The sequence below is a fragment of the Haloarcula sp. H-hyl6 genome, assembly GCF_056934455.1.
On sequence record NZ_JBRIIK010000001.1, the window covers coordinates 100104 to 124680 of the forward strand.

At 65.4% G+C, this 24577-nt stretch carries 23 protein-coding genes; 10 read left to right on the forward strand and 13 right to left on the reverse strand.

Going from position 1 to position 24577, the window contains the following annotated elements; translation table 11 throughout:
• Window positions 1-4 precede the first annotated feature (4 nt).
• The 3 genes from Hhyl6_RS00430 to Hhyl6_RS00440 all read right to left on the reverse strand — a co-directional run bounded on the left by Hhyl6_RS00430 (window position 5) and on the right by Hhyl6_RS00440 (window position 3084).
• Window positions 5-868, reverse strand: coding sequence for an MBL fold metallo-hydrolase (locus tag Hhyl6_RS00430; RefSeq protein WP_483737245.1), 864 nt, complete (start codon window positions 866-868; stop codon window positions 5-7).
• Window positions 869-954: 86 nt separating this feature from the next.
• On the reverse strand, window positions 955-1971 hold the full coding sequence (locus Hhyl6_RS00435) for a substrate-binding domain-containing protein (RefSeq protein ID WP_483737246.1): 1017 nt from the start codon (window positions 1969-1971) through the stop codon (window positions 955-957).
• Window positions 1972-2097: 126 nt separating this feature from the next.
• A complete protein-coding gene (locus tag Hhyl6_RS00440; RefSeq protein WP_483737247.1) occupies window positions 2098-3084 on the reverse strand; it encodes an ABC transporter permease in 987 nt (328 codons plus the stop codon).
• Window positions 3085-3215: 131 nt separating this feature from the next.
• Here Hhyl6_RS00440 and Hhyl6_RS00445 point away from each other — a divergent pair, with 131 nt between their 5' ends.
• Window positions 3216-4013, forward strand: a complete 798-nt coding sequence (locus Hhyl6_RS00445; protein ID WP_483737248.1) for an ATP-binding cassette domain-containing protein — start codon at window positions 3216-3218, stop codon at window positions 4011-4013.
• Between the two features lie 9 nt (window positions 4014-4022).
• On the opposite strand, the gene Hhyl6_RS00450 is transcribed toward Hhyl6_RS00445, so the two are convergent.
• The 4 genes from Hhyl6_RS00450 to Hhyl6_RS00465 are packed head-to-tail and all read right to left on the reverse strand — an operon-like array spanning window position 4023 to window position 7440.
• The gene (locus Hhyl6_RS00450; RefSeq protein WP_483737249.1) at window positions 4023-4478 is read right to left on the reverse strand and encodes a universal stress protein; all 456 of its coding nucleotides are present in this window, start codon (window positions 4476-4478) and stop codon (window positions 4023-4025) included.
• Window positions 4479-4534: 56 nt separating this feature from the next.
• Window positions 4535-5701, reverse strand: coding sequence for an enolase C-terminal domain-like protein (locus Hhyl6_RS00455; protein WP_483737250.1), 1167 nt, complete (start codon window positions 5699-5701; stop codon window positions 4535-4537).
• 55 nt (window positions 5702-5756) lie between these two features.
• A complete protein-coding gene (locus tag Hhyl6_RS00460) occupies window positions 5757-6629 on the reverse strand; it encodes an amidohydrolase family protein (protein WP_483737251.1) in 873 nt (290 codons plus the stop codon).
• Window positions 6630-6633: 4 nt separating this feature from the next.
• Complete coding sequence (locus Hhyl6_RS00465) at window positions 6634-7440, reverse strand: SDR family NAD(P)-dependent oxidoreductase (RefSeq protein ID WP_483737252.1); 807 nt, start codon at window positions 7438-7440, stop codon at window positions 6634-6636.
• A gap of 150 nt (window positions 7441-7590) precedes the next feature.
• Here Hhyl6_RS00465 and Hhyl6_RS00470 point away from each other — a divergent pair, with 150 nt between their 5' ends.
• The 3 genes from Hhyl6_RS00470 (at window position 7591) to Hhyl6_RS00480 (ending at window position 10224) form a co-directional block, all read left to right on the forward strand.
• Window positions 7591-8766, forward strand: coding sequence for a mandelate racemase family protein (locus Hhyl6_RS00470; protein WP_483737253.1), 1176 nt, complete (start codon window positions 7591-7593; stop codon window positions 8764-8766).
• Between the two features lies 1 nt (window position 8767).
• Window positions 8768-9865, forward strand: a complete 1098-nt coding sequence (locus Hhyl6_RS00475; protein ID WP_483737254.1) for a Gfo/Idh/MocA family protein — start codon at window positions 8768-8770, stop codon at window positions 9863-9865.
• A 92-nt stretch (window positions 9866-9957) separates the two neighbouring features.
• Window positions 9958-10224 (forward strand): DUF7968 family protein, encoded by a 267-nt coding sequence (locus Hhyl6_RS00480; protein WP_483737255.1) that lies wholly within the window; start codon window positions 9958-9960, stop codon window positions 10222-10224.
• Window positions 10225-10498: 274 nt separating this feature from the next.
• On the opposite strand, the gene Hhyl6_RS00485 is transcribed toward Hhyl6_RS00480, so the two are convergent.
• On the reverse strand, window positions 10499-11365 hold the full coding sequence (locus tag Hhyl6_RS00485; RefSeq protein ID WP_483737256.1) for a fumarylacetoacetate hydrolase family protein: 867 nt from the start codon (window positions 11363-11365) through the stop codon (window positions 10499-10501).
• Window positions 11366-11451: 86 nt separating this feature from the next.
• On the opposite strand from Hhyl6_RS00485, the gene xacF reads away from it, so the two are divergent.
• Entirely contained in the window at window positions 11452-12894 is a 1443-nt protein-coding gene (gene xacF, locus Hhyl6_RS00490) for a 2,5-dioxovalerate dehydrogenase (RefSeq protein WP_483737257.1), read from the forward strand.
• On the opposite strand, the gene Hhyl6_RS00495 is transcribed toward xacF, so the two are convergent.
• The 5 genes from Hhyl6_RS00495 to Hhyl6_RS00515 form a co-directional block, all read right to left on the reverse strand.
• Window positions 12888-15101 carry an LUD domain-containing protein gene (locus Hhyl6_RS00495; protein ID WP_483737258.1) on the reverse strand — a complete coding sequence of 738 codons (2214 nt, stop codon included), beginning with the start codon at window positions 15099-15101 and terminating at the stop codon, window positions 12888-12890. The two genes, xacF and Hhyl6_RS00495, sit on opposite strands and share 7 nt — an antisense overlap.
• Window positions 15102-15626, reverse strand: a complete 525-nt coding sequence (locus Hhyl6_RS00500; protein ID WP_483737259.1) for an LUD domain-containing protein — start codon at window positions 15624-15626, stop codon at window positions 15102-15104.
• Between the two features lie 84 nt (window positions 15627-15710).
• Window positions 15711-16556: a fumarylacetoacetate hydrolase family protein gene (locus Hhyl6_RS00505; protein WP_483737260.1), complete on the reverse strand. Its 846-nt coding sequence runs from the start codon at window positions 16554-16556 to the stop codon at window positions 15711-15713.
• A 62-nt stretch (window positions 16557-16618) separates the two neighbouring features.
• A complete protein-coding gene (locus Hhyl6_RS00510; protein WP_483737261.1) occupies window positions 16619-16966 on the reverse strand; it encodes a DUF8109 family protein in 348 nt (115 codons plus the stop codon).
• A gap of 251 nt (window positions 16967-17217) precedes the next feature.
• Window positions 17218-17340, reverse strand: coding sequence for a hypothetical protein (locus Hhyl6_RS00515; RefSeq protein WP_483737262.1), 123 nt, complete (start codon window positions 17338-17340; stop codon window positions 17218-17220).
• A 1062-nt stretch (window positions 17341-18402) separates the two neighbouring features.
• On the opposite strand from Hhyl6_RS00515, the gene Hhyl6_RS00520 reads away from it, so the two are divergent.
• The 5 genes from Hhyl6_RS00520 (at window position 18403) to Hhyl6_RS00540 (ending at window position 24484) form a co-directional block, all read left to right on the forward strand.
• Entirely contained in the window at window positions 18403-18825 is a 423-nt protein-coding gene (locus tag Hhyl6_RS00520) for a DUF5805 domain-containing protein (protein ID WP_483737263.1), read from the forward strand.
• Window positions 18822-19862, forward strand: a complete 1041-nt coding sequence (locus tag Hhyl6_RS00525) for a tyrosine-type recombinase/integrase (protein WP_483737264.1) — start codon at window positions 18822-18824, stop codon at window positions 19860-19862. The genes Hhyl6_RS00520 and Hhyl6_RS00525 overlap by 4 nt, the downstream gene beginning before the upstream one ends.
• Window positions 19863-20912: 1050 nt before the next feature.
• Window positions 20913-22010, forward strand: coding sequence for a Gfo/Idh/MocA family protein (locus Hhyl6_RS00530; RefSeq protein ID WP_483737265.1), 1098 nt, complete (start codon window positions 20913-20915; stop codon window positions 22008-22010).
• A 100-nt stretch (window positions 22011-22110) separates the two neighbouring features.
• On the forward strand, window positions 22111-23394 hold the full coding sequence (locus tag Hhyl6_RS00535; protein ID WP_483737266.1) for a sugar ABC transporter substrate-binding protein: 1284 nt from the start codon (window positions 22111-22113) through the stop codon (window positions 23392-23394).
• Between the two features lie 28 nt (window positions 23395-23422).
• The gene (locus Hhyl6_RS00540; RefSeq protein WP_483737267.1) at window positions 23423-24484 is read left to right on the forward strand and encodes an ABC transporter permease; all 1062 of its coding nucleotides are present in this window, start codon (window positions 23423-23425) and stop codon (window positions 24482-24484) included.
• The last annotated feature ends 93 nt before the right edge of the window (window positions 24485-24577 follow it).

Sequence of the window (24577 nt, forward strand, 5' to 3'; positions counted from 1 at the left end):
CGCCTCACCGGTGAGACGAGGGTTCGACGACACCGGGTGAACCGAGGTCGACCCGGTCCCCGATGCGGACGACTTCGAGCGTCCGGGGGTAGGGGTACGAGGCGGCGTGGTCGTGCAGCGCCTTCGGGTCCCCCGTGACGCCCTTCCACATGTCGTAGTGCGAGGGGAGCAACCGGTCCAGTCGCAGGTCGTTGGCGGCCTCCACGACCTCGTTCTCGGACATGTACCACTTCGTCGGGCGCGTCTCGCCGTCGTCGGTGTGGCGGATTCTCCCGACGGTGCCGAACGCGAGGACTCCGAGGTCGATGTCGAACTCCGCGCCCACGTCCGCGAACGCGTCGGCCGGTTTGCTGTCCCCCGGGTGGAAGAACGTCCCCGCCTCGTGTTCGACGACGTACGAGACGGGTTCGACGGCGTCGGCGTCGTCGGCCCCTCTGACGTGGACCGTGAAGTCGCCGACGGTGAACGCGTCTCCGACGGAGACCACGGAGCGCCTGTCCTCGGGAGTCCGTAGCGACCCCTCGTAGTCGGGCGAGTCGTAGGACGCCTGCGGTGCGTACAGGGTCCCGTCGTCGTCCAGAAGTGGTCCGTACGAGGGCGGATGCATGTGGTCGATGTGCTCGTGAGTGACGAGGACGGCGTCGCAGGCCGTCGCGTCGGCGGGGTCCATCGGGACGGGAATCATCCGAACGAGCGTCGGCGGGTCCCCGTCGGCGAAGTACGGGTCGACGTACAGCGTCGTCGACGCCGACTTGAGCACGAACCCGTTGCAGCCGAGGTACCAGACGGCGACCCCGTCGGGGTCGGCCTGCGCTATCTCCTCGGCGAGCCAACGTCCCCACGTCGAGTGAATCGTATCGTGTGTCATGGCGTCGGTGTGCGGTCAGAAATTCGGCGAGTGATTGTCTCTACTGGCGGTCCTCTCAACCGATGGTGGAGCGCTCGGACGGACGCTCAGCCGAAGTACTGGCTGAGGTAATCCGAGGCGTTGTCCTGAGTGACTTCGAGACCCTCGATGACGATGGTGCCCTCGACGTCCTCGCCGGCGAGGTGAGACTTCCCCGTCTCGATGGCAGTGGTGACCATCTCCTCGGGCAACTGGGCGATAGTCCCGTAGTACTGGTTGTCCGAGAACAACTGCACCCACGCCTCGGTCCCGTCGATGCCGGTGACCGGCACCGACATGTTGGCGTTGTTGAGCGCCTGATGGACACCGAGGGCCATCAGGTCGTTCTGGCAGAACACGCCGTCTATCTCGTCGCCGTACTGGGTGATGAAGTCCTCCATGACGCTCAGGGCGTTCTGGGTCGAGAACTCGCCGGTCTGACTGGCGAGGCGGTTCAGACTGTCGTTCTCGCTGACGGCGGTGCTGAACCCTTCGCCCCGGTCGTTCGTGACGCTCGCACCGGGCGTCCCCTCCAACTGGACGACGTTGTAGGTGTCTTTCTGCTCCATCTCCTGCATGAAGCGCAGGCACAGTTCCGTCGAGCGCTGCCCGAGTTGGACGTTGTCCGAGGCGACGTAACTGACCGTCTCACCCTGTGCGACGTTCCGGTCGATGGCGATGACGGGGATACCCGCCTCGTTGGCCTGTTGGATGGCGCTGATGACCCCCTCCGCCGTGATAGCCGAGATGAGCAGGAGGTCCACCTCGTTCGAGATGGCCGTCTCCACGTCGGAGACCTGTGTGCTCTGGGAGTTGCCGGCGTCGTAGAACGACGAGTCCGACGCGATGGTCCCTTCGCTCTTGGCCGCGTTGAACGCGTTCTGCATCCGGGCGAAGAAGGTGAACTCGAGCGACGGCACTGAGAGCGCCACCGACGGGGGTGACTCCGACGCCGTCGTCCCGCCGTCGCCACCGTCACCGGTGGTACCGCCGTCCCCACCGTCGCCGGTGGTGCCACCGTCACCGCCGTCACCGCCGTCTCCCCCGTCGCCGCCGTCCCCGCCACAACCGGCGAACAGGGCCATTCCAGCTATCGCTCCGGTGCGGATAAACCGCCGCCTGGGAATGTCTCGTGACATACGTTTACACGGTTCAACCCCCCGGCTAAAAGAAGTATCGGTGACGATGACATGTATTTCATATATCAGAAATCAGTCCTGTCCGACCACGTTGGCGAGGACGGCCAGCATGAGGACGATACCCTGCGCCACCAACTGACCGGACGGTCCGACGCCCATGAGGTTCAGGCCGTTCTGGAGGACGCCGAGGATGAGGACGCCGATGAGCGTCCCGACCATGTTACCGGACCCGCCGAAGAGGTTCGCGCCGCCGAGGATGACCGCCGCGATGGGCGGGAGCAACAGGCCCGCACCCATCGTCGGGATGGCACTTCCGAGACGACCGAGGGTGACGAGACCCGCGATGGCCGCGAACACGCCCGAGATGACGAGCGTTCCGAGTCGGACCAACCGTACGTTGATACCCATCCGCTCGGCGGACTGCCGGTCGCCGCCGATAGCGTAGATGTAGAGGCCGAACTTGGTGTAGGACAGTATCAACTGCGAGACGACGAGCAGGGAGAGGAACACGACGACGATGCTCGGGAAGCCGAACACTCTGGACCCACCGAGAGCGGTCAACGACCCCGGCAGGCCGATGATGGGGCGGTTCCCCGAGACGATGAGCCCCAGACCGTCGGCGAGGAACAGCATCGCCAGCGTCGTCATGAACGAGGGGACGCCGAACCGGGCAGTGACGAACCCCGACACTGCCCCGAAGGTCGCGCCCAACAACAAACCGACGAGGATTGCCGCCGGCACCGGGATGGCGAACCCCTCGAACAGGCGGGCCCCCACCGCGAGCGTCGCAATCGTCAGGCCTGCCACCTCCATCACCTGTGCGATGCTCAGGTCGATTTCGGCACAGAGAATCGGGAAGGTGACGCCGATGGCCATGATGCCGATTATCGACACCTGCTGGAGGACGTTCACCTGATTACCGACGGTGAGGAACCGGTCGTTCAGAACGGTGAACGCGATGTAGAGGCCGACGAGGCCGATAATCGGGCCGTACTGACTAATCTTGGTGAGGGTCACCTGATCCCGAGCACCGCCGAAATCGACCACCGTACGCGACATGGGAAGTCGGTTCAGAGGGTGAGATATTATACTTTGGGGGTCGGTGACAGTGGGCGCTGTCGAGAGAGCAGACCGCCCGGCGCACCCCCCACAGGGCGAACGTTTTTATTGCCCGGCAGACAGTGACATGCATGGACGAGGACACACAGAGTGACGGCGACCACATCGTCGAGATGGAGGGCATAACGAAGACGTACGGAGAAGTTGTCGCACTCGAGGACGTGGACTTCGCGCTCCGGCGGAACGAAGTACTCGCTCTCGCGGGCGACAACGGTGCCGGCAAGTCCACGCTCATCAAGTGTCTCGCCGGCGCGATTCAGCCCGATTCGGGCACTATCCGCGTCGACGGCGAAGTGGTCGAGATAGCGAACCCGCGTGAGTCCAAGCGGTTGGGCATCGAGACGACGTTCCAGGACCTCGCCGTCGCGGGGAACCTGACGGTCACGCAGAACATCTTCCTCGGCCGCGAGAACGTCAACGGGCCGAACACGCTCCTCGGCGTCCTCGACAAGAACTCGATGCGCAAGCGCGCCCGCGAACTCTTGGAGGACCTCGAGATACACGTCGACGTCGACGAGAAGGTGTCGAACCTCTCGGGCGGGGAGCGACAACTCGTCAGCATCTCGCGCACGCTCCTGTCGGACCCGAAAATCGTCATCATGGACGAACCGACGAGCGCCCTCTCCGTCGAGGGTGCCGACAGGGTCCTCGAACTCATCCAGCGGATGCAGAACCAGGGCATCTCCATCATCCTCATCTCGCACAACCTCGACTACATCCGGCGGGCGGCCGACCGCATCCACGTCCTCCATCAGGGGCGGAGCGCCGGCATCATCGACGGCGTCGACTTCGACCAGGACGAAATCGTCAAGCGGATGGTCGGCGGGATGCCCGAGGAGGAACGCGGCGAACAGACCGCGGACGTCTGAACTGGCTGTTTACGGCCGCTTGACGTACAACACCGGGCAGGGCGCGTTCAGGAGTACCTGCTGTGCGTAGTCCCCGAACATCGCCTTCCCCGCGGGGGACCGTCGCTCGCCGCCCACGACGACCAGCGTCGCGTCCAGTTCGTCGACCCGACGGACGGCCTGTTCGGCCGGGTTGCCGCCCGCGACACCGCGAATCTCGTAGTCGACCCCGTGGTCGGTCAGCGTGTCCACCGGCGACTTGATGGACTCCTGCCGGGCCGCGAGTTCGTCGGGCGAGAGCGCTCCACTGGTCGGGTCGACGTCCATCTGTTCTAGCAGCGACTCGTAGTCGCCCTCCGGGAACAGGTAGAGGACGTACACGGTCGCGTCGTCGTCCTCGACGACGTCGATGGTCGCGTCGACGAGGTCGTCTACGGCGTCTCTGTCTTCGGGGCCGATACACAACAGGACTCGTTCGTGTGGCATACTCCTCGTTCGACGGTCTCCTAGTTAGGTATTCCGGCGACTCGGCGGGCCAGTCGTCACGCGTACTCGCGACGTCCCGTCTCGTTGGCCTCGACGTAGTCCCAGTCGTACTCGACGCCCAGTCCCGGACCGTCGGGGACTGGCACGGTGCCGTCCGCGTCCATTGCGTCGATGTCGTCCCGGTAGCCGCCCTCGTAGACGGGCGGCGTCGTGTTGGGCGCATCGGGGTGGACGAGCGCCATCTCGTAGTAGTTCGCGTTCCGCGTCGCCGCGATGCAGTGGCGCTGGGCGGGGCCGGGCGCGTGGAACTCCACGTCCAACCCGAACCCCTCCGCGACGTTCGCAATCTTCATCGCGCCGGTGATGCCGGCGTCGTACTCCGGGTCCGCACGGAGGAAATCGGTCGCTTCGGTCGCCGCGAAGTCGGTGTGCGGTTCCAGTCCCCGGATGTGCTCGGTCTGGAGGAGCGGCGTATCGAGGGCCTCTCGTAACTTCCGGTGGCCGTGCTGGGAGATGCCGCCGTCCCGGTACGGGTCCTCGTACCAGAGGTAGCCGTGGTCGTCACAGGCCCGGCCCACTTGCAACGCCTCGGCGAAGGTGTCGAGGTCACAGGCGGGGTCCACCATGAGGTCCATCTCGTCGCCCACTCGCTCGCCCACCGCGCGCACCGTCGCTTCGAGGAGGTCCGGGTCGCGCCAGTCGCCGTCCCACCCGTGGACCTTGTAGCCGGGGTACCCCATCTCCAGACACTCTTCGGCGAAGTCCGCGTACGCCTCGGGCGAGTCGAGGCCGCCGCTCCGGTCGCCCTGATACGTCGACGCGTACGCCGGGAGGCGGTCCCGATAGCTCCCGAGCAGCTCGTGGATGGGGGCGTCGTACTTCTTGCCCGCGTAGTCCCAGAGCGCGACGTCGATGGGGCCGATACCCATCCGGTCGTACTTCCGGAGCGCCCGCTTGAGTTCCGACCAGTGGTGTTCGCGCCGGGTCGGGTCGCGGCCGACGAGGTAGTCCGCGACGGTGTTTATCTGCGCCGCCCCCGGCGAGTTGCTTCCGACGTATTCGCCGGTTAGTCCGTCGCTAACGCTGACGCGGACGGCGAACAGGTGGCGCTCCATCGTGTCGTCGGGGTCGTACACGACGTCGAACCCACCCGGCGGCGTTCCCACGCCCGGGAGTCGATAGCTGAACTCGACGGTCTCGATGCGCTCGATGGTCGGCGACATACGCGCTCTGACGACTCCCCGGGGTAAACAACTAGGGGTGAGGCAGACCGGGCGGTCAGGGCTCGTGGACCGCTTCGAACGTCCGGTGGGCCAAGTACGAGTAGTCCCGCGCGGAGAGGAACGGTGCCTCCTCGACCCACGAGAGACAGTCCTCGTAGCCGGCCCAGTCGTCCATCCACGGATAGTCGGACCCGAGCATCAGTCGCTCGGCCCCGAACCAGTCGGTGAGACGTCTGACGTACCCCCACAGGTCCTCGTAGGGCCACGACTCCTCGCTGGACCGCGGGAGCGAACTCACCTTGACGGCGACGTTGTCGTGGTCGGCCAGCGCTTCGAAGTCAGTCCACGGGGCCTCGTCCGGGGCCGTCGTCTCGTCGGGATAGGCCATGTGGTCGACGACGATTTGCACGTCCGGGTGACGGCCGGCCAGCGTCTCTATCATCGAAATCTGCTCTGCCTTCGGGAAGAGGAACACCGAGGCGTCCTGCGCCGCCGCCTCGTCCCAGACCGGGTCGAGGGCGTCGTCGAGTATCCAGTCCGCGGTCCGGTCGAGGTCAGTCGAGTGTTCCTCGTAGGCCAGACAGGCGTGCATCCTGACCCCGAGCATCCGGTCGTGGCCGACGACCCGTCGGAGGTCGGCCCGTACCTGTTCGGGGTCCTCCTGAAAGAAATCCATGAGGCCGACGCCCCACAGACGGTCGGGGTAGGCTTCGATAGAGCGCATGGTGTACTCGTTGGCGCGAACCCCGCGGCCGTACAGCGGCGTCGTGACCATGACGCCCTCCTCGACCCCTGCGGAGTCCATGTCACCTATCAGGTCGTGGGCGGTGTACGCGCCCTCCCACCCCGGCGGGAGCAGTTCGACCGGCCACGGCAGTTCCTCCGTGTCGGGTCCCCACGTGTGGGTGTGCGTGTCTACGAATCGCATCGAATCACTCCAGGTTCCCCCCGCCGCTCACTCTGAGGATGTCGCCGACGACGTAGTCGGCCCGGTCGCTGGCGAGGAAGAGGACGGCGTCGGCGAGGTCCTCGGGTTGGCCGAGACGGCCGATGGGGCGCTTCTCGCCCCGTTCGCGGAGTATCTCCGAGGGCGTTCGGTCGGGGTCGCCCTCCGCCTCCAACTCCGCCTCGAACCGCGTCTGGTTGGTCTCGGCCACGTCCGTCGAGATGGCGTTCATACGGATGCCGTGCTCGGCGAGTTCCTGTGCCATCCGCCACGTCAACCCGTTTATCGACGTCTTCGAGATGCCGTAGAGACCGAAGGGACCGGTCCGCCGGTCGCCGGCCTGACTGGTGTGGTTGACGATACACCCCTCGACGCCCGCCTCTATCATGTGTTCGGCGACCAGTTTCGAGGCGTAGTACTGCGCGCGGACGTTGACGTTCATCGTGTCGTTCCACTGTTCGATGTCCGACTCGACGAGGGACTCCTCGCGGGGCCACACGGCCGCGTTGTTGACGAGGAGGTCCACCTCGCCGAACGCCTCGACGGCGGCGTCGACCAGCGACTCGACCGCCGCCGGGTCGCCGACGTCGGCCGCCACGCCGATTACCTCGCCAGACCCCCTCTCGTTCAGTTCGTCTGCGACGGCGCCGACCTCCGATTCGGAACGTGCGTTGACGACGACGTTCGCCCCGGCGTCGACGAGACCCTCGGCGATGCCCCGGCCGATTCCCTTCGTCGACCCGGTGACAATCGCGGACTCTCCGGTGTAGTCGTACTCGGTATGTCCTACCATGACACGTGAATCCTCTCGCCACGTCGTCAAGAATCCACCGGTGGTGTGGTTCGACCCCGGACGGGCGGTCGGCGCAGACCCCAGGGTGACCCCCGGCAATCGGGCGTGGAAGCACGCATGTTTATTGTGGTGGTATCTCATGATACCCGTATGGCACCGGAGATTACCAGCATCGAGTCAGTGGAGTTCTCCTACCCTATCGAGGACGTGGGGACCGACCAGCACGGGTTCAACCTCGTCTACGAACCCGGGGCGGTGACCGAACGCAAACTGTTCGGCCTCAAGATTCACACTGACGAAGGCATCACCGGCGAGTACGTCGGCGGCAACTCGCCGGGGGCGGCGCAGATAAACATGTTCGCGAACTACCTCGTCGGGAAGAACCCGCTCGAACGCGAACGCCACTGGAGCGAGATGAAACGGGCGCTCCGGAAGTACGACCGGATGGGTATCGGCCCCATCGACGTCGCGCTCTGGGACTTCGCCGGGAAGTACCACGACGCCCCCATCCACGAACTGCTGGGCACCTACCGCACGAAGTTCCCCGCCTACGCGTCGACGTACCACGGCGACGAGAACGGAGGGTTGGACACGCCGGAGGCCTTCGCAGACTTCGCCGAGGAGTGTCTGGAGATGGGGTACGGCGCGTTCAAGATTCACGGCTGGGGCGGGAGCGAGGGGTCCCGCGACCTCGACAGAGAGATAGCGGCCGTCCACGCCGTCGGCGACCGGGTCGGCGACGAGATGGACCTCATGCACGACCCGGCCTGCGAACTGGAGACGTTCGCCGACGCGCTGAAACTCGGCCGCGCGCTGGACGAGGTGGGCTTCTTCTGGTACGAGGACCCCTACCGCGACGGCGGCATCTCCCAGCACGGTCACCGCAAACTCCGGCAGGCGCTCGACACGCCCATCCTCCAGACCGAACACGTCCGCGGTCTCGAACCGGCGACGGACTTCGTCGCCAACGAGGCGACGGACTTCCTGCGGGCGGACCCGGAGTACGACGCCGGCATCACCGGCGCGATGAAACGCGCCAGCGTGGCCGAAGGCTTCGGGTTGGACGTGGAGTTCCACGCGCCCGGCCCCGCCCAGCGCCACTGCATCGCGGCCATCCGCAACACCAACTACTACGAGATGGCGCTCGTCCACCCCGACGCGCCCAACACCACGGCCCCGGTCTACGCCGGAGAGTACGAGGACCAACTGGAGACCGTCGACGAGAACGGCATGGTCGAAGTGCCCGACGGTCCGGGACTGGGCGTCGAGTACGACTGGGACTACATCGAGGACAACCAGACCGGAAGCCTCCACACCTACGAGTGAGATGACGTACAGAGCCGGTATCATCGGAACGGGCGGTATCGCCGGAATGGGTATCCTCGGGATGCACGACGAGAAGGACATCGGGCAGAAGAAGGTCCGGGCGAGTCACGCGGGCGGGTACGACGCCGCCGAGGGCGTCGAACTCGTGGCGGTGGCGGACGTGGACGAGGACAAACTGGAGCGCTTCGGCGAGGCGTGGGACATCCCCACGGACCGCCGGTACGTCGGCCACGAGGCGATGCTCGACGCGGAGGACTTAGACGTCGTCTCGGTGTGTACGCCGTCGTACCTGCACGCCGACCACGTCGTCGACGCGGCCCGGTCGGCCGCCGACCCCTCGCTCGTCTGGTGTGAGAAGCCCATCGCCTCCTCCGTGACGGACGCCGAGGAGATGGTCGACGTCTGCGCGGAGACGGACACGGAGTTGCTGGTGAACCACTCGTTCCGATTTACGAGCAAACTCCAGCGTCTCAGGGACCTCGTCCAAGAGGACGACATCATCGGAGAGGTGCGGTCGGTGGCGACCCAGTTCCGCATGGAACTGCTTCGCAACTCGACGCATCTGTTGGACACCCTCGTCTACCTGTTGGACGACAGGGCCGACCACGTCTCTGGCTACATCACCGGCGAGAACGAAGCCGTCGACTCGCTCGAGGCCGCAGAACGCGTCGACGACGCCGGGGGCGGCGGGTTCGTCGTGATGGACGACGGCACGTTCGTCACCATCGACTGCACCCTCCCGCGAGCGGAGTCCTCGATGACGCTCCAGTTCATCGGGAGCGAGGGGAAACTCTACCTCAACAACGACGACGGCGAGTGGCGCTACTGGCGGTTGGTCGACGGCGACCACGAGGAGGCCGACCTGCCCGGCATCGAGGGCGCGTGGACCTGGGACGAGGACTACCGCGACGCGTTCGCCAACGCCGCCGAGGACGTCGTGGCCGTCCTCGACGGCGAGATGGACAACCCATCCACCGGCGAGGAGGCGACGCGCTCGCTCGAAATCATCGTGGGGTTCTACATCTCGCACTACACGGGCGGCCAGGTGTCGATGCCGCTCGACAGGCCGCTCCGTGACGTGACTATCACGTCGTGGTAAGAGAGCACGTGCCACACGCCGTTCAGTCATACTGAACGGGAGTCCGCCGTCGCGGACACGACGTTTTTCTCACCCGGGCGAGAATGTCCAGTATGAAGACCGACGCCGAGTCAGTCACACTCAGGTACGCGGTAGCCGACGGCACAGACGTCGAACCGTCGCTCCGCGAGGAGACGTTTCAACGGTACCTCCGGCGCTCGAAACAGGGGGCGGTCGCGGTCGGTGACGAGTGGGACGAGGTAGTCAACGACGGATGCGGGACGACGACCAGCGTCACGCTCACCGTCGAGTCAGTCGAGGGCGGGTCGACGGTCGGTGAGACGACCCGATTCGAGTTCCGCAGAGATTCAGCGGACTGACCACGGCGTCCGCCAGAACGACTCGGCCGGGTCACGTCTCCCAGCGACCCGCAGGAAGACACCACCGTTCCGTTCGGTTACACCGAACGCGGATGCAGACCGTCGATACTGGCGGTTTCTCCCACACGCTAACACCCGTACTTACGTTAGATAGGGTGCCCAGCCCGTTCTCCAGGGTCGACAGCTCGTTCAGCCACGGTGAACGAACGTCTGACTCGCCCGGACGGTCGGTCGCCGACACCGGCGCGTCTCGGTAACTCCCCGAGGCGACCGCTCAGACAGTCGTCACCGTGTTGGAGAGTCGACCGATGCCGTCGATGTCGATGTCGATGCGGTCGCCGGGCCGGAGGGTGAACCCCTCCTCCGGGACCAGCGAGGTGCCCGTCAGCAGCACCGTCGTCTCCGGGACGCTGTTGTGCCGGGTGAGAAACGAGACGAGTTCCTCGCAGGTGCGCACCATCTCGCCAGTCGACGTGGTCCCCTCGTACTGTCGCTCGCCGTCCCGGTCGACGGTCATCGTCATCTCCAAGTCGTGCGGGTCGCCGACGCTCTCCGGCGTCGCCACGCACGGCCCGAGCGAGCAGGACCGGTCGTAAATCTTCGCCTGCGGGAGATACAGGGGGTTCGAGCCCTCGATGGACCGGCTGCTCACGTCGTTGCCGACGGTGTACCCGACGACGTCGCCCTCGTGGAGGACGATGCCGAGTTCCGGTTCGGGCACGTCCCACTCGGAGTCCTCGCGCACGCCCACGGCCTCGCCGGGGTCGACCACGCGGGACCGGGTCGCCTTGAAGAATATCTCGGGTCGCTCGGCCTCGTACACGTCGAGGTACATCTCGGGCATCCCGCTCTCGGCCTCGCGCGCCTGCTCGCTTATCTCGTAGGTCACGCCCGCGGCCCACACCTCGTCGACGAGGAGCGGCGTCGCCTGGGCGTCGGTCGCCGGCGGGGTGACCTCCGGCGCGGCGTCGAGGAGGCCTCGGGCCACCTCGTCCACGGATTCGTTCGCTACGTCGGCGACGTGGGCGAGGTCGGTGAACCCGGTCACACTCGACCGTGCAGCGGTGAGGTCGTAAGCGGTGTCGCCGTCCTCAGCGAGGAGTCGTGGCTGGCCGTCCGCGACTGTCCGGTAGTAGCGCATACCTGCCACCTGCACGCCGAAGGCTCTTGTCGGTTCCGGTGGGGTCACCAAAACTTTCTCGTAGTCCGGGCGTGACGTCTCATTCGATGGCCGAAACATACCAGAACTACGTCGACGGCGAGTGGGTAGCCGCCGAGACGGGCGAGACGTTCGAGAACCGCAACCCCGCCGACCGGAGCGACGTCGTCGGCGAGTTCCAACAGTCGGGCGTCGAGGACGCCGAACGGGCCGTCGAGGCAGCGGCGGCCGCGAGCGAGGAGTGGGCGGACACGCCCGGTCCGGAACGGGGAGCCATCCTGCGTGCCACCTCGCAGGAACTGGCCGCGCGCAAGGACGAACTGACCGAGACGCTCGTCCGCGAGGAGGGGAAGGCCCGGCCCGAGGCGGCGGGCGAGGTCCAGCGAGCCATCGACATCTTCTCGTACTACGGGGCGAAGGCCAGCGACATCGGCGGGACGGTCAAGTCCTCCAGTAGCCGGGACACGACGCTGTACACCGTGAACGAACCCATCGGAGTCGCCGGCCTCATCACGCCGTGGAACTACCCCATCGCCATCCCGGCGTGGAAGATAGCGCCGGCCCTCGCCACCGGGACGACCGTCGCGTTCAAACCCGCCTCCGCCGCGCCGAACGTGGCCCGCAAACTCGTCGAGTGTCTGGACGAGGCCGGCCTCCCCGACGGCGCACTCAACTTCGTGACGGGGCCGGGCAGTAAGGTCGGCAAGACGTTCTCGACACACGAGTCCATCGACGCCGTCTCGTTCACCGGGAGTTCCGCCGTCGGCAACACCGTCGGCGAACAGGCCAACGAGACCGGCAAGCGCGTCCAGTTGGAGATGGGCGGGAAGAACCCCGTCGTCGTGATGAACAGCGCGGACGTGGAGGAGGCCGTCGACATCGCCGCGGCCGGCGCGTTCGGCGTGACCGGACAGGCCTGTACGGCGACCTCGCGGGCCATCGTCCACGAGGACGTCTACGACGAGTTCGTCGAGGGAGTCGTCGAGGCCGCCGAAGCCATCGAGGTCGGACCGGGCCTCGACGGTGCCGACATGGGCCCGCAGGTCAACCAGAGCGAACTGGACAGCACGCTGGAGTACGTCGACGTGGGCCAGTCGGAGGGCGCGACGCTGGAGACCGGCGGCAACGAGGTCGACGCCGGCGACGGGTTCTTCGTGGAACCGGCCGTGTTCTCGGACGTAGAACCGGACATGCGCATCGCGCAGGAGGAGATATTCGGTCCCGTACTGGCGGTTATCCCCGTCGGTAGCTACGAGGAGGGCCTCGACGTCGCCAACGGCGTTCCGTACGGCCTCTCGGCCAGCATCGTCACGCAGGACCTCTCCGAGGCCCACGACTTCGTCGACGACTCCGAGTCCGGGGTCGTGAAGGTCAACGAGAAGACGACGGGGCTGGAACTGCACGTCCCCTTCGGCGGGATGAAAGACTCCTCCAGCGAGACGTACCGCGAACAGGGCGACGCCGGCCTCGACTTCTACACCCTCTCGAAGACGGTGTACCTCAACTACTGAGGCCCGTCGCCGGTTGCACCACCCGTTTTCGGCGCCAGCAGTTCGACGGGATGGCGCGGCTTGCGCTCCAGCAGGGAGTCTATCTGTTCGAGGCAAGAGGTGCCGCTCGCGACGACCTGCCGTCCCCGAACGCCCTCGGCGTCGAGTTGGACGGCCAACCGGTCCCCGACGTCCACGCTGAGTTCGTAGTAGTCGCTCTTGTAGCCGAAACTCCCGGCCATGCCACAGCACTCCACGTCGGAGGTGACGACGTCGTAGCCCAACTGTTCGAGGACGGCGACGGTGTGCGCTTCCAGTCCGAGCGTCCGCTGTTGGCAGTGGGCGTGATAGGCTATCTCCACCTCGTCGACGGCGGCCAGCACGCTGGGGTCGGCCCCGTTCTCCAACAGTCCGTAGACGTACTCCAGCACTTCGTAACTGTGCTCCGAGAGCGCGGCGAACGCCGACTCGTCCAGCAGTTTCTCGTACTCGGAGACGAGCATCGCGTGGTCGCTGGGTTCGATTACGACGACGTCCCGGCCGTCCTCCACGTGTGGGGCCAGCGTCTCGTGGACCCGCTCTGCGTGGTCCGTCGCGGTGGCGACCATACCTTGGGAGAACGGCGCTCGGCCGCTGGAGGCCACCGCTGGGACCACGACGTCCACGCCGAGGGCTTCGAGGACTTCGACGGCCGCCTTCCCGCGTTCGACCTGCACGTGGTTGGTGTAGAGGTCCGGGTAGACCACGGCTCGCCGGCGGGGATTCTCGACGGTCGACTCTCTGTCGGCGAACCACTCGACGAACGTCTCGCGCCGGAACGCCGGGAGGTCCCGCCGGGGGTCGACACCCAGTGCCCAGTCCATGAACCAGCGAGCGGTCTGCGTGTCGGCCAGCCAGTTCGAGACGGGGGCGGTGGCGCTCCCGAGTCTCGCGACGGTGTCGAAGTTGCCGAAGAAACGCTTCTGGAGGGGCGCACCCTCGTCCTCCGCGTCGGGCGTCAGGCCGTCGACCAGCCACTCGGCCGGCGACTCGCCCTCGCGGTTGATTCGGTCCCTGACGACCGTGTTTATCCACGGGATGTCGATTTCGACCGGACAGGCGTTGACACACCGAGTACAACCGGTACAGAGGTCGTTGAACTCGGCGGCGGTGTCCAGTCCCTCGATGCCGGCCTCCCACCCAGTAGCGATGCCGCCCGAGTACGTCTCGCCGCCGAAGGCGTGGCCGCCGACGCTCTGGAAGTTCGCACACGAGTTCGCACACGCCGAGCAGCGGATGCAGTACAGCGTCTCGCGCAACTGGTCGTCCTCCCGCATCGCTAGCCGTCCGTTGTCGACGAGTACGAGGTGGAAGTCCCGGTCGTTCCCGAACTCGGAGAGGGGTGTCTCGTCGTCCGCGAAGTCCACGACCGGCGTCTCCACTGGAGGGGTCAGAAGTGAGACGTACGAGGTGATGTCCTGTCCGGTCCCCGACCGTCCGATGAGTTCGACGAAGGGCTGGAAGTCGGCCACGCTGGGCACGATTTTCTCGACGCCGGCGACGGCGACGTGGGTGTCCGTCGCCGCCACCGTCTTCCGGGCGTTGCCCTCGCTCGTCACCAGCGCCATCGTCCCCGAGTCCGCGGCGAGGAAGTTCGCGCCCGTGATGCCCACCTCGCTGTCTTCGATGCGCTCGCCCAGTTCCGCGCGGGCGAACCGGGTGAGTTCTTCGGCCGTCTCCAGCGGTTCCTCGGGGTCGAACAGTTCGTTGAACAACTCCGCTATCGACTCACGGGACTTGTGGATGGCCGGCGCGACGATGTGCGAGGGCGCTTCCTCGGCCAACTGGAGGACCCACTCGCCGAGGTCCGTCTCCAGTACGTCCACGCCGTCGGCTTCCAGCACCTCGTTGACCTCCAGTTCCTCGGTGGTCATCGACTTGCTCTTGACCACGCGGTCGGCGTCTCGCTCGTTCACGACCGAGCGAATGTACTCGTTGGCGTCGGCGGCGTCCTCGGCGACGTACACCGTCCCCCCGTTCTCCGCGACGGACGCCTCCAACCGGTCGAGGAGTTCGGGCAACCGCTCGATGGCGTCCTCCTTGATGGCTCGCGCCTCATCTTTGAGCACCTCGTAGTCCTCCAAGTCCGCGACCGATGCGTACCGTCCCTCGTTGAAGCCCTGCGTGTTCTCCGCGATGGCGGCGCCCTCCGTCCGCATGAGTTCGCGGATGTCGTCCGCTCGCGACATTCACTCTCCCTCCGTGAGAAGGACGACGTGGACCTCCTTCGGTCCGTGTGCGCCGCGGACGAGCGCACCCATGTCGGCCGTCGCACTCGGGCCGGTCGCCAGTATCGCGCTCCCCCGCGTCGCCGCGAACTCGTCGCCGAGCGTCTCGATGGCCGTCTCCATCTTTGCGACCACGTCGCTCTCGCGGAGGACGACCACGTGCCTGTCGACGAAGAGACTCACCAGTTCGCTCCCTCGGTCCGTCTGTTCGAGCGCGACGGTGCCGTAGTCGGCCACACCGAGTCGCGCGCCCGTCACGCCGGTCGTCGCCGCCCGGAGGGCCGCCGGCGTCGGGTCGACGGTGACCGACGTGTCGGCCAACGAGACGACGCCGTCCCCGTCCGTCTCGGACAGCGACGAGCCGACCGCCGGCGGTTCGATAGCGTCCTCGATTGCCTCGGCGAACCCCGCCGGCGCCACACGCTCGACCGGGACGTCGTACTCGGCCAGCGACGACTCGAACGTCGCGAGTGTGTCCGTGTCCATCAGTGTGCCAAGAGATGGCGCACACGAGTATAAAGGTTCGAGACGTGACGGAGGGCCGTCACCGAATCGGCCGGCCGTTCCCGCTCACTCCGCGACGACGGGGTTTTCGAGGACGCCGATGCCCTCGATTTCCACCTCGACGGTGTCGCCCGGTTCCATCAGCTCCGGCGGGTCGCGGAAGATGCCCACGCCGCCGGGCGTCCCCGTGGAGACGACGTCGCCGGGCCTGAGCGTCATCGCCTCGCTGATGTACGCGAGGAGTTCGTCCACGTCGAAGATGAACTGCTCCGTGTTCGAGGCCTGTTTCGTCTCACCGTTCAACCGGCAGGCCACGTCGACGGCGTTCGGGTCGAATCCGTCGCCGGCGACGAGCGCCGGCCCCATCGGCGAGAACGTGTCGTAGCTCTTCCCGCGGAAGAACTGGCCGTCGTCGAACTGCGCGTCTCGGCCGCTGACGTCGTTGATGACCGTGTACCCCGCGACGTGGTCACGGACCTCTTCGGGGTCGAGATTGGTAGCGGTCTGCCCGACCACGACGCCGAGTTCCACCTCGTAGTCGACTTCTTCCAGTCCGGCCGGGTGTACGATTGGGTCACCTGGGTTCGTGACGGAGGTGGCCGCCTTCGAGAACAGCAGCGGTTTCTCGGGTATCTCCTCGTCCTGTTCCTCGGCGTGGTCGCGGTAGTTCAGTCCCGCACAGACGATTTTGCCCGGTCGCTCCACGGGCGCCAGTAGCGAGACGTCGCCGTCGACGGCCGTCAGCGACCCGGTATCGAGAGCCTCGCGTACGCGCCGGCGGTAACCCGCAGAGCCGATTTGGGCCAGCGACGGCTCCCCGTCCGGCCAGTCCGCCAGCGAGTACACCGCGTCGTCTGCTCGCACGCCCCACGCTGGGCCTGTACCTCCGACTGTGAATCGAACGAACTGCATTCCAGATAGATACTCGACGGGCCGGTATTTAATAGTTCTACGTCCGCGGCGACTCCCGGTGGTCACCCGTCCAGAATCTCGGCCAAGCGAGCCTCACCGAGCGTGTCGACCAGTTGTGCGAGTTCGATGACCCGGTCCTCGCCCAGCGCCTCGACGAGTTCGCGAATCTCGTCGGGTTCGAACGTTCGCGCGACGTACCCGAGGTTCTCTACCATGGTCGTCGTCCGCTCCAACACGTCCTCGTCCGGGACGAGACTCAGCGGGCGGTTCGTGAACTTCCCGTCCTCGTTGAAGTAGCAAAACCGGAGTTCGGCGGTGTCCGAGTCGTCGGGCTTGACCACCTGCAGGACGCCGTACCCGGTGTCCCACTCGTCGAGTTCGACTTCGAGAAGCGTTTCGTAGCGCGTCATTGTCCACCGCTCGCGCGGCCACCTAGTTATAACCACGACTCTCGGAGTCGCGCCACAGTTCCGGCCCTTACGCCCCTCGAACGGGTCTCGCAGGGACGTGAGGCCGCGTTCGACCACGCCGATTTTGGACTGTTTTCGATATAGCGCTATGCAGTTTACTCGACTGTGGCGGACCACGCTGCCGACGGGTGAAAGACAGAAACCCGACACGAATGACAGCACATTCAGCCGTGCCGCACTGCGTCGAGGGGCTACGATTCGAAGGTGTACTCAACGAGGTACTTCACCAGAAATATCGACGCGAGGATGCTCAAGAGCATCACGACGACGACGATGACGAGCATGAACAGGCGGACGAGGGCAGGGTCTGCCACGTTACGTCACCCCCCGACGTGCACGGACGAGACGACCGTGTGACACGAGCATGACGTGAGAAACTCGCCCGACCGTCAAGCCCCTTTGGTTTCTCCTTCCGAGTCGGCGATGCTGCGGCGGAGGTCGGTCCGGTGAGTGCCCAGTCGCGCCCCCGCTGTGTGTCGTCGACGGCCTCGGTCGGCTATCCGAACGGCCACGAGAACGGCGTCGTCGACGAGGGACGACTGCCGGCCCTCCCCTCGGCTCAGACGGATGCGCGACCCCATGCCACAGTACTCCAAAGGGGCATCGTCGACAAGTGGCGCGACGCCGACGGCGGATTCGCTCGGGACACGCTCGTCGTGACTTCGACTCCGTTGCACACACGGAACCAGAGATTTCGCTCACGTGGACACCGCCGCGTGCCCACCCGACACGCCCATAGTCTGTCCGACGACACGATGGCCGGACCGACGTCGTCGATGCTGAACCGGGCAGAAGACCACAACTGTCTGCACGCGGCGAGTGCGGTACGGCGTGGAGGGCCTGTTGGTCACGTGGGGGCTACGCGCGACCCTCCGTCGGGTGGCACAGCTGGGCTCCCCAGACCGAACACCGTCGTCCAAAGGACAACCGAGTAGGCCTACCACCTGCGATACTGGCGGCGGCAGCAACCCGCTCCGCAAGACCAGAGATTGGTACCCCCAGCCGCCACCAGTTTGGGGCCAGTCGGATACCTCATCTGCGCTGACTCTCCACGACGTCCCCTACTCGAATCGGTCCACTCACGACGGGCTCCGGGGACCCGACCGTCTGGTGGCTGGACTCCCGCCGTCGGAACCTACGGTAGCGTCGACTCGACCAGCACTTCGGGATGGGGCAACTCGCCGAATCCCGGATACGCAGCAATATTATATTTGTGTAGTTGTACTTACGCTGTCGTGACGACCACGCCGATTGATGAGTTTATCCGCATCTTTGTGCTTAACTATGCGCCAATTCCACACCTACATCCACAAATAAGTATGTTTATCTGGTAGGATAGGACTACTTTGAAGTACGAGGGGAGAGACGATACAGATATGCCAGCAGACCGGGACGGGCGGGAACGCACCTCCGTTCGGACCTACGTGCCAGCGTACCAGAAAGAAGAGTGGCGCGAACACGCGTCGGAACTCGACATGAGTCAGAGCGAGTTCGTCCGTACGATGGTGCAAGCGGGCCGTAGCGGGTTCGAGCCGCCCGATTCCGGTTCGGGCGGCGGAAGCGATGGCGACCGGAAGTCCGCGGAACCCGATTCTCCGGACGTGACCCCAGGGGTCGACGGCCTGAAGACGCGTGTCGAAGAGGTCCTTGCGGACGGCGAGCACTACGACTGGGACGAACTGCTCACGGAACTGACGGACGACATCGAACAGCGTCTGGACGACGTGCTCCAGGAACTGCAGGCCACCGGCCGGGTTCGATACAGTGGTCGCCACGGGGGGTACGTACTGGACGAATGAGTTCCGACGCCACCGCTCCGGCGGCCGACGAGGACCCCGTCGGCTACTTCCTTGACGACATCACCTACCACGGCAAGAGCGACAGGACACGCGCGTTCTACGAGCGAGTCCTTCGGGACTTCGAGACCTTCCTCTCTGAGGGTGGGCAACCAGTACCGGTCTCGAAGGCGTCCCACAGAGACTGTATGGCGTACGTGCACGGCCTCCGTGGGGCGAAAAGCGAGAGCACGGTCGCGACGTACGCGTCCTACCTCCACCGGTTCTACGCCTACATGACGCAGGTGGGGACGTTCGAGTCGAACCCGATGACGCTGGTCATGGAGGAGATGGACGAGTCTATCAACACCGACCCGACCCGCCGAGAGATAGGCGTCCCAGCGATGCGTGCGTTCGTCGCCGACGTCAGACACCCGTTAGAGCGGGCCGTGGTCGTCACGCTGCTCAAAACCGGGATGCGTGTCGGCGAACTGTGTAACCTGGACGTCCGTGACCTCCACCTCGAAACCGCCGGACCACGCCCAGACGTACCGGTCAGAGCCAGCCTCGACGGACGACCGAACTCGCTGTACGTCGCTGCGGCACCTTCTCGAGGGGCCGTGGTAAACGGCGAGGAGCGAACTGCCTCGAACAAGCGAAAGCGTGACACGACGGTCCCTATCGACGGCGAACTAGCCGACGTCCTCAGGCGATGGCTGGCTATACGGCCTGATACGCAGTCTGCCGCGAACCCACTGTTCGTCTCGACGAGTGGCGACTGGGGACGCCGATTGACGCCCGACATGGTCCACCACATCGTCGAGACGCACGCACGTACCCACGGGTGGTACCGTGACGGCGGCGGCGCCGAGGAGAACGTCACACCCCATTACTTCAGGCACTTCTTCACCACACACTTGCGGGACCGGACTGGAGACAGGGGCGTCGTGAAGTACCTCCGAGGGGACGTCGCACAGGACGTAATCGACACGTACACCCACGAGTGGGGGTCGCGCGTTCGGGACGTCTACACGGCGAACATCTACTCGTTGTGTAGGTGAACGCGGTTTCTGTCGTCCGAGCCACGACAGAGCGCTGTCCGGTACCGAACTGATAAATTATATGCCGCTATACAAAATAGGGGCAGAGTCTGCTGTTGTGAGAGTGTGCGAAATCGGCCCCGAGAGCCGCTCTGACAGTCATATCCGAGCGGTGACGGGCATTTCGTAACAGCAGTACGTCTGTTATAAACCAATTCCTATCCGGCCACCCAAACTGTGAACCGTTCGCGCTGTCCGAACAGATTCGCGCTCTGTCCGGTCGGCCGGCGAGAGGGATGAAGGAGAATCGAGGTGAGTGCAGGCATTACTCGACAGACGAGTCCCCTCGACACGCCGACGGTCGAGGAATTTGTTCGTCTAGTACGAACGTTCCGAGTGGAGCCAGGCTCCGGTATAGGGTCTGACCGTGGGCGACTCCACTGTGAGGAGAAACGAGGCCACTCACTATATCGGGACCCGCCTGTTCGCGATAGGCGAACCAGTTGCTACGTCTCTCCGAACGGTCGCGCGAGACGGTCGGCGCGATGTTCAGGGAAATCACGGCCGGTCCAGCGATATCGGCTTCGGAGTTCGTCGGCCGCGACCGAGTCCACTTTAGGGCCGCACCTGCCGTGAAATCGTGGCGATGTGGCCGGGTGTGACGGCGTTGATACGGACGGGGCCCACGCAGTTCGAAGGCGGCCACTTTCGTAATCATCGCGACGGCACCCGTCCTCGAGTCGGACGGAATCTGGCCGGGTTGAGCGTGAGTCGAACTAATCGACACCGGTTGGCGGGTACTCTGTCCGCACATCGGTCGTGGATGTGTGGCCACCTGTCCCGAAGAACACCCCGCCTCCGCGTCGACGATGTCGTCGGCATTTCCTGTCCCCGATCCGTTCAGTGCGTGATAGTGAGGGCAGAACGGTCCGGACTCGTCCCGCTATAAAGAGTTTTGCCCCCAGCGGACGACAGTTGAACGATGGCGCTCGACAGACACTACCACGATGCGCGGCGGACATCCCGTTCGGAGCAACCGACAGACAGCGACGACTGGAGAGGGGAGCACCGATGACCTACGACGTCGGCTTTCTGGGATACGGGCTGATGGCGAAGGCACACGCCAACGCGCTTGCGCGCCTTCCCATGTTCTTTCCGGACGCCCCCGAGACGAACCGGGCGGTGGTCGTCGGCCGTGACGAGGCGGCGCTCACGGCGGCGGCCGACCGATACGGGTTCGACCGGACGGCGACAGACTGGCGCGACGTCCTCGGCGACGTCGACGTTCTCTACGTCCTCACGCCGAACGCTCACCATCCGGAACCCTCGATTGCGGCCCTCGACGCGGGGGTCGACGTCCTCTGTGAGAAGCCCTTGGCAGCGTCGCTGGCCGACGCCGAACGGATGACCGAGGCCGCCGACGGGGCCGACGCACAGGCGGGCGTGGCGTTCAACTACCGCTATGTTCCGGCGCTTCAGTTGACGAAGCGACTCCTCTCGGAGGGGGTCCTCGGCGAAGTTCGGCACTTTCGGGGGGCGTACTTGCAGGACTTTCAGGCGGACCCGTCGGACCCGTGGATGTGGCGAAACGACACCGAGACGGCGGGGTACGGCCGCATCGGTGACGTAGGGTCCCACACGATAGACCTCGCCCGGTGGCTCGTCGGTGAGATAGACCGCGTCGCCGGAACCCTGACGCAGTTCGTCGACGAACGACGGCACCCGGAGACGGGCGACCAGACGCCGGTGACGACGGACGACGCGTACGGTGCGCTCCTCCGGTTCGAGAACGGCGCACAGGGGGTCATCGAGGGGTCCAGGATGGCCACGGGACACGTCAACACCAACGCCGTCGAAATCGTGGGCACCGACGGCGCGGTCAGGTACGACGTGGAGCGATTCAACGAGCTCGAACTCCGCGGGCCCGACGACAGGGGGTTCCAGCGCATCAACGTCACCGACCCGTCGGACCCGTACATGGACGCGTGGTGGCCGGCCGGCCACGGAATCGGGTGGGAACACTCGTTCGTCCACGAGAACTACGAGTTCCTCTCGCACGTCGACGACGGGTCCCCCTACGCACCCGATTTCCGGGACGGGCACGCCGTGCAGTCCGTCGTGGAGGCCATCGTCCAGAGCGACGACCGGGGCGAATGGGTCGCCGTCTGACCCAAATGTCCCGCCGCCCTCCGCCGATATTAGAAACCCTCATGGTCGTTGGGGAAAGATATATGTATCGTGTGAATTGAATATCATGTGTGTCAGAGCCATGGTAAGCGATAGCCATTCGGACGGGCGTCTCTCGCGACGAAAGTATCTCACCGCCGTCGGTATCGGCGCGACGGTCGGTCTCGCCGGGTGTGGAGGAGACGGTGGAGACGGCGGTGGCGGTGGCGACGGTGGAGACGGGGGAACGACGGCCGGAGACGGTGGCGGCGGTGACGGTGGGAACGGAACGACCACCGGCGGAAGCGACCAGCAGCAGACCTACAAGTTCGGGTTCTCCATCAAGAACATGAACAACCCGTGGCTGCAGGTGTTCCGCAGAATCGGCGAGATTTACGCGCAGGAACTCGGCCACGAGATACAGGTCACGCAGGCGGGCGGGGACGCACAGACCCAGATTCAGAACGTCAGGAGCATGCTGAACAGCGGCATCGACGGCCTCCTCATCAGTCCGTACTCCTCCGACGCGGCCGTCGGCGTCATCGAACGGGCGACCGAACAGGGCGTGCCGGTGTACACGGCCAACTCCTCGGCGCCGACGGACGCGATTCCGCTGTTCACCGGGTTCGGGAGCTTCAACGCCGGCTACCGGGCCGGGCAACTGATGGTCGAGGCGCTGAACGACACCTACGGCGGCAGTCGGGTCGTCGACCTCGTCGGCGACCAAGCCGACCAGTCGGCCGTCCGTCGGAGCGAGGGGTTCCGACAGGCCATCAGCGAGGCCGACGGCATCGAGGTGGCGCAAGTCATCTACAACAAGGGCTGGAGCCAACAGCGAGCGACCCAGAACCTGAGTGCGTTCCTCCAGAGCGACAAAGACGTCCACGGCATCTACGCCGTCTGGGGCGGCGGCGCGCTGGCGGCCGTGAACGTCCTCGACCAGATGGGGATGCTCGCGACGAAAGACGACACGGAGAACTACATCCCCATCATGAACATCGACGGGTTCCCCGGCGTCATCGACGCCATCAGGCAGGGGCACGTCCACACGACGCTCCAGCAGCCGATGCCGTTCTACGCGCCCCTCTCCTTCGAGTACATGATTCACCACCTGAACACGGGGAGCCCCGCCGTGCCAGAGCCGGGTAGCGAGGTCACAGCCGGTAGTTCCGCGAGCCTTCCCGGAACGGTGGCCGTCGAGAACATCGAGTACAACGGTGTCAAGCCGCTCTCGGAGCCGTACTGGGCGCCTGGTACCGTCACCGAGTGGACGTCCAACGACACCGCGTACTACCCGTGGCTGAAACCCAAGACGGTGGCGATTACCCAAGAGAACGCCGACGCCGGCTACCTCTGGGGCAACTACGCGAGCAAGATACTGGAGTGATGTCGGCAGTTACCGACGGCACGCATCTATGAGCATTCGAGACAGGGACTGGGCGGACGTACTGGACCGGACGAGCGGCGAGAGCACGAAGTGGTTGCTCTGGGGGCTGGACAACATGATTTGGCCCATCGTCATCGTGACGTTCGCCGTCTTCGCCGTGCTGATGCCGCAGGTGTTCACGTCGGCCGGGAACATCCAGTTCATGCTGTACTCCAGCGCGGGCCTCGGGGCCTTGGTGCTGGCCGAGTCCCTCTGCCTCCTGAGCGGGAACTTCGACCTGTCTATCGGCTCTATCGCCGGCTTCTCCTCGATGGTCACCGCCCTCTTTCTCAACACGTGGTTCCCCGGTACCCCCGGACTCGTCGGCGTCGCGTTGGTCCTCGGCATCGGCGGGGCAATCGGGTTCGTCAACGGCGTCTCCATCGGCTACTTCGGTATCAACCCCTTCTTGCAGACGCTGGCGTTCTTCATCATCTTCCGGGGTGCCGTGTTCCTCCTTTCGACCATCACCGTCGCACCGCTACCGGGGTCGTACCTGTTCGTCGGCGGCGCCCTGATAGGAGACCTGCCGCTGATCGGCGGGGCCGGGTCGCTCTGGCTCGTCGACACTATACCCATCGCCGTGCCGTTGATAATCGGCCTCTACGCCGTGACGTGGTTCGTCATGAACTACCGCCGAATCGGGTTGGCAATCATGGCCGTCGGCGGTGACGAGAACGCCGCGGAGGAGGCGGGCATCGCCCGCGAACGCGTCCTCCTCGTCGTCTTCACTACGTCGGGGCTGTTGAGCGGCCTCGCCGGACTGCTGTACACCGGCTACCTCAGCGCCGCACCGCCCGGCCTCGCGGAGGGTGACCTCTTCCCAGCGTTCGCCGGCGCGGTCATCGGCGGCATCAGCTTAGACGGTGGCCGCGGCGACATCAAGAACGCCTTCGGCGGGATGTTCCTGCTGACGATGATTCAGGTCGGCCTCGTGCAGGTCGGCGTCGGCGGACAGGCCATCCAGTTCATCAACGGACTGGTCCTCCTGCTCGCAATCTACCTCTACACCACCGAGTCGAAGATTCGGCGTCGACTCCTCTCCTCCTGAACGGACTCTCGCTCGTCTTCGGTTCCGGCTCCTCGGTTCCACGAACCCGTCGAGAGAGCTGCTAGCGCCCTGTCTCGTGGTACCAGCCCACAA

Bases quoted from the DNA above. Each gene is read 5' to 3' on its own strand.
- xacF (WP_483737257.1), top strand. From the start codon at position 11,452: ATGGCCGAAACATACCAGAACTACGTCGACGGCGAGTGGGTAGCCGCC.
- Hhyl6_RS00495 (WP_483737258.1), bottom strand. From the start codon at position 15,101: ATGTCGCGAGCGGACGACATCCGCGAACTCATGCGGACGGAGGGCGCC.
- Hhyl6_RS00525 (WP_483737264.1), top strand. From the start codon at position 18,822: ATGAGTTCCGACGCCACCGCTCCGGCGGCCGACGAGGACCCCGTCGGC.
- Hhyl6_RS00475 (WP_483737254.1), top strand. From the start codon at position 8,768: ATGACGTACAGAGCCGGTATCATCGGAACGGGCGGTATCGCCGGAATG.
- Hhyl6_RS00435 (WP_483737246.1), bottom strand. From the start codon at position 1,971: ATGGCCCTGTTCGCCGGTTGTGGCGGGGACGGCGGCGACGGGGGAGAC.
- Hhyl6_RS00445 (WP_483737248.1), top strand. From the start codon at position 3,216: ATGGACGAGGACACACAGAGTGACGGCGACCACATCGTCGAGATGGAG.
- Hhyl6_RS00450 (WP_483737249.1), bottom strand. From the start codon at position 4,478: ATGCCACACGAACGAGTCCTGTTGTGTATCGGCCCCGAAGACAGAGAC.
- Hhyl6_RS00430 (WP_483737245.1), bottom strand. From the start codon at position 868: ATGACACACGATACGATTCACTCGACGTGGGGACGTTGGCTCGCCGAG.
- Hhyl6_RS00540 (WP_483737267.1), top strand. From the start codon at position 23,423: ATGAGCATTCGAGACAGGGACTGGGCGGACGTACTGGACCGGACGAGC.
- Hhyl6_RS00470 (WP_483737253.1), top strand. From the start codon at position 7,591: ATGGCACCGGAGATTACCAGCATCGAGTCAGTGGAGTTCTCCTACCCT.
- Hhyl6_RS00500 (WP_483737259.1), bottom strand. From the start codon at position 15,626: ATGGACACGGACACACTCGCGACGTTCGAGTCGTCGCTGGCCGAGTAC.
- Hhyl6_RS00455 (WP_483737250.1), bottom strand. From the start codon at position 5,701: ATGTCGCCGACCATCGAGCGCATCGAGACCGTCGAGTTCAGCTATCGA.
- Hhyl6_RS00530 (WP_483737265.1), top strand. From the start codon at position 20,913: ATGACCTACGACGTCGGCTTTCTGGGATACGGGCTGATGGCGAAGGCA.
- Hhyl6_RS00440 (WP_483737247.1), bottom strand. From the start codon at position 3,084: ATGTCGCGTACGGTGGTCGATTTCGGCGGTGCTCGGGATCAGGTGACC.
- Hhyl6_RS00510 (WP_483737261.1), bottom strand. From the start codon at position 16,966: ATGACGCGCTACGAAACGCTTCTCGAAGTCGAACTCGACGAGTGGGAC.
- Hhyl6_RS00485 (WP_483737256.1), bottom strand. From the start codon at position 11,365: ATGCGCTACTACCGGACAGTCGCGGACGGCCAGCCACGACTCCTCGCT.
- Hhyl6_RS00465 (WP_483737252.1), bottom strand. From the start codon at position 7,440: ATGGTAGGACATACCGAGTACGACTACACCGGAGAGTCCGCGATTGTC.
- Hhyl6_RS00460 (WP_483737251.1), bottom strand. From the start codon at position 6,629: ATGCGATTCGTAGACACGCACACCCACACGTGGGGACCCGACACGGAG.
- Hhyl6_RS00505 (WP_483737260.1), bottom strand. From the start codon at position 16,556: ATGCAGTTCGTTCGATTCACAGTCGGAGGTACAGGCCCAGCGTGGGGC.
- Hhyl6_RS00535 (WP_483737266.1), top strand. From the start codon at position 22,111: ATGGTAAGCGATAGCCATTCGGACGGGCGTCTCTCGCGACGAAAGTAT.
- Hhyl6_RS00520 (WP_483737263.1), top strand. From the start codon at position 18,403: ATGCCAGCAGACCGGGACGGGCGGGAACGCACCTCCGTTCGGACCTAC.
- Hhyl6_RS00480 (WP_483737255.1), top strand. From the start codon at position 9,958: ATGAAGACCGACGCCGAGTCAGTCACACTCAGGTACGCGGTAGCCGAC.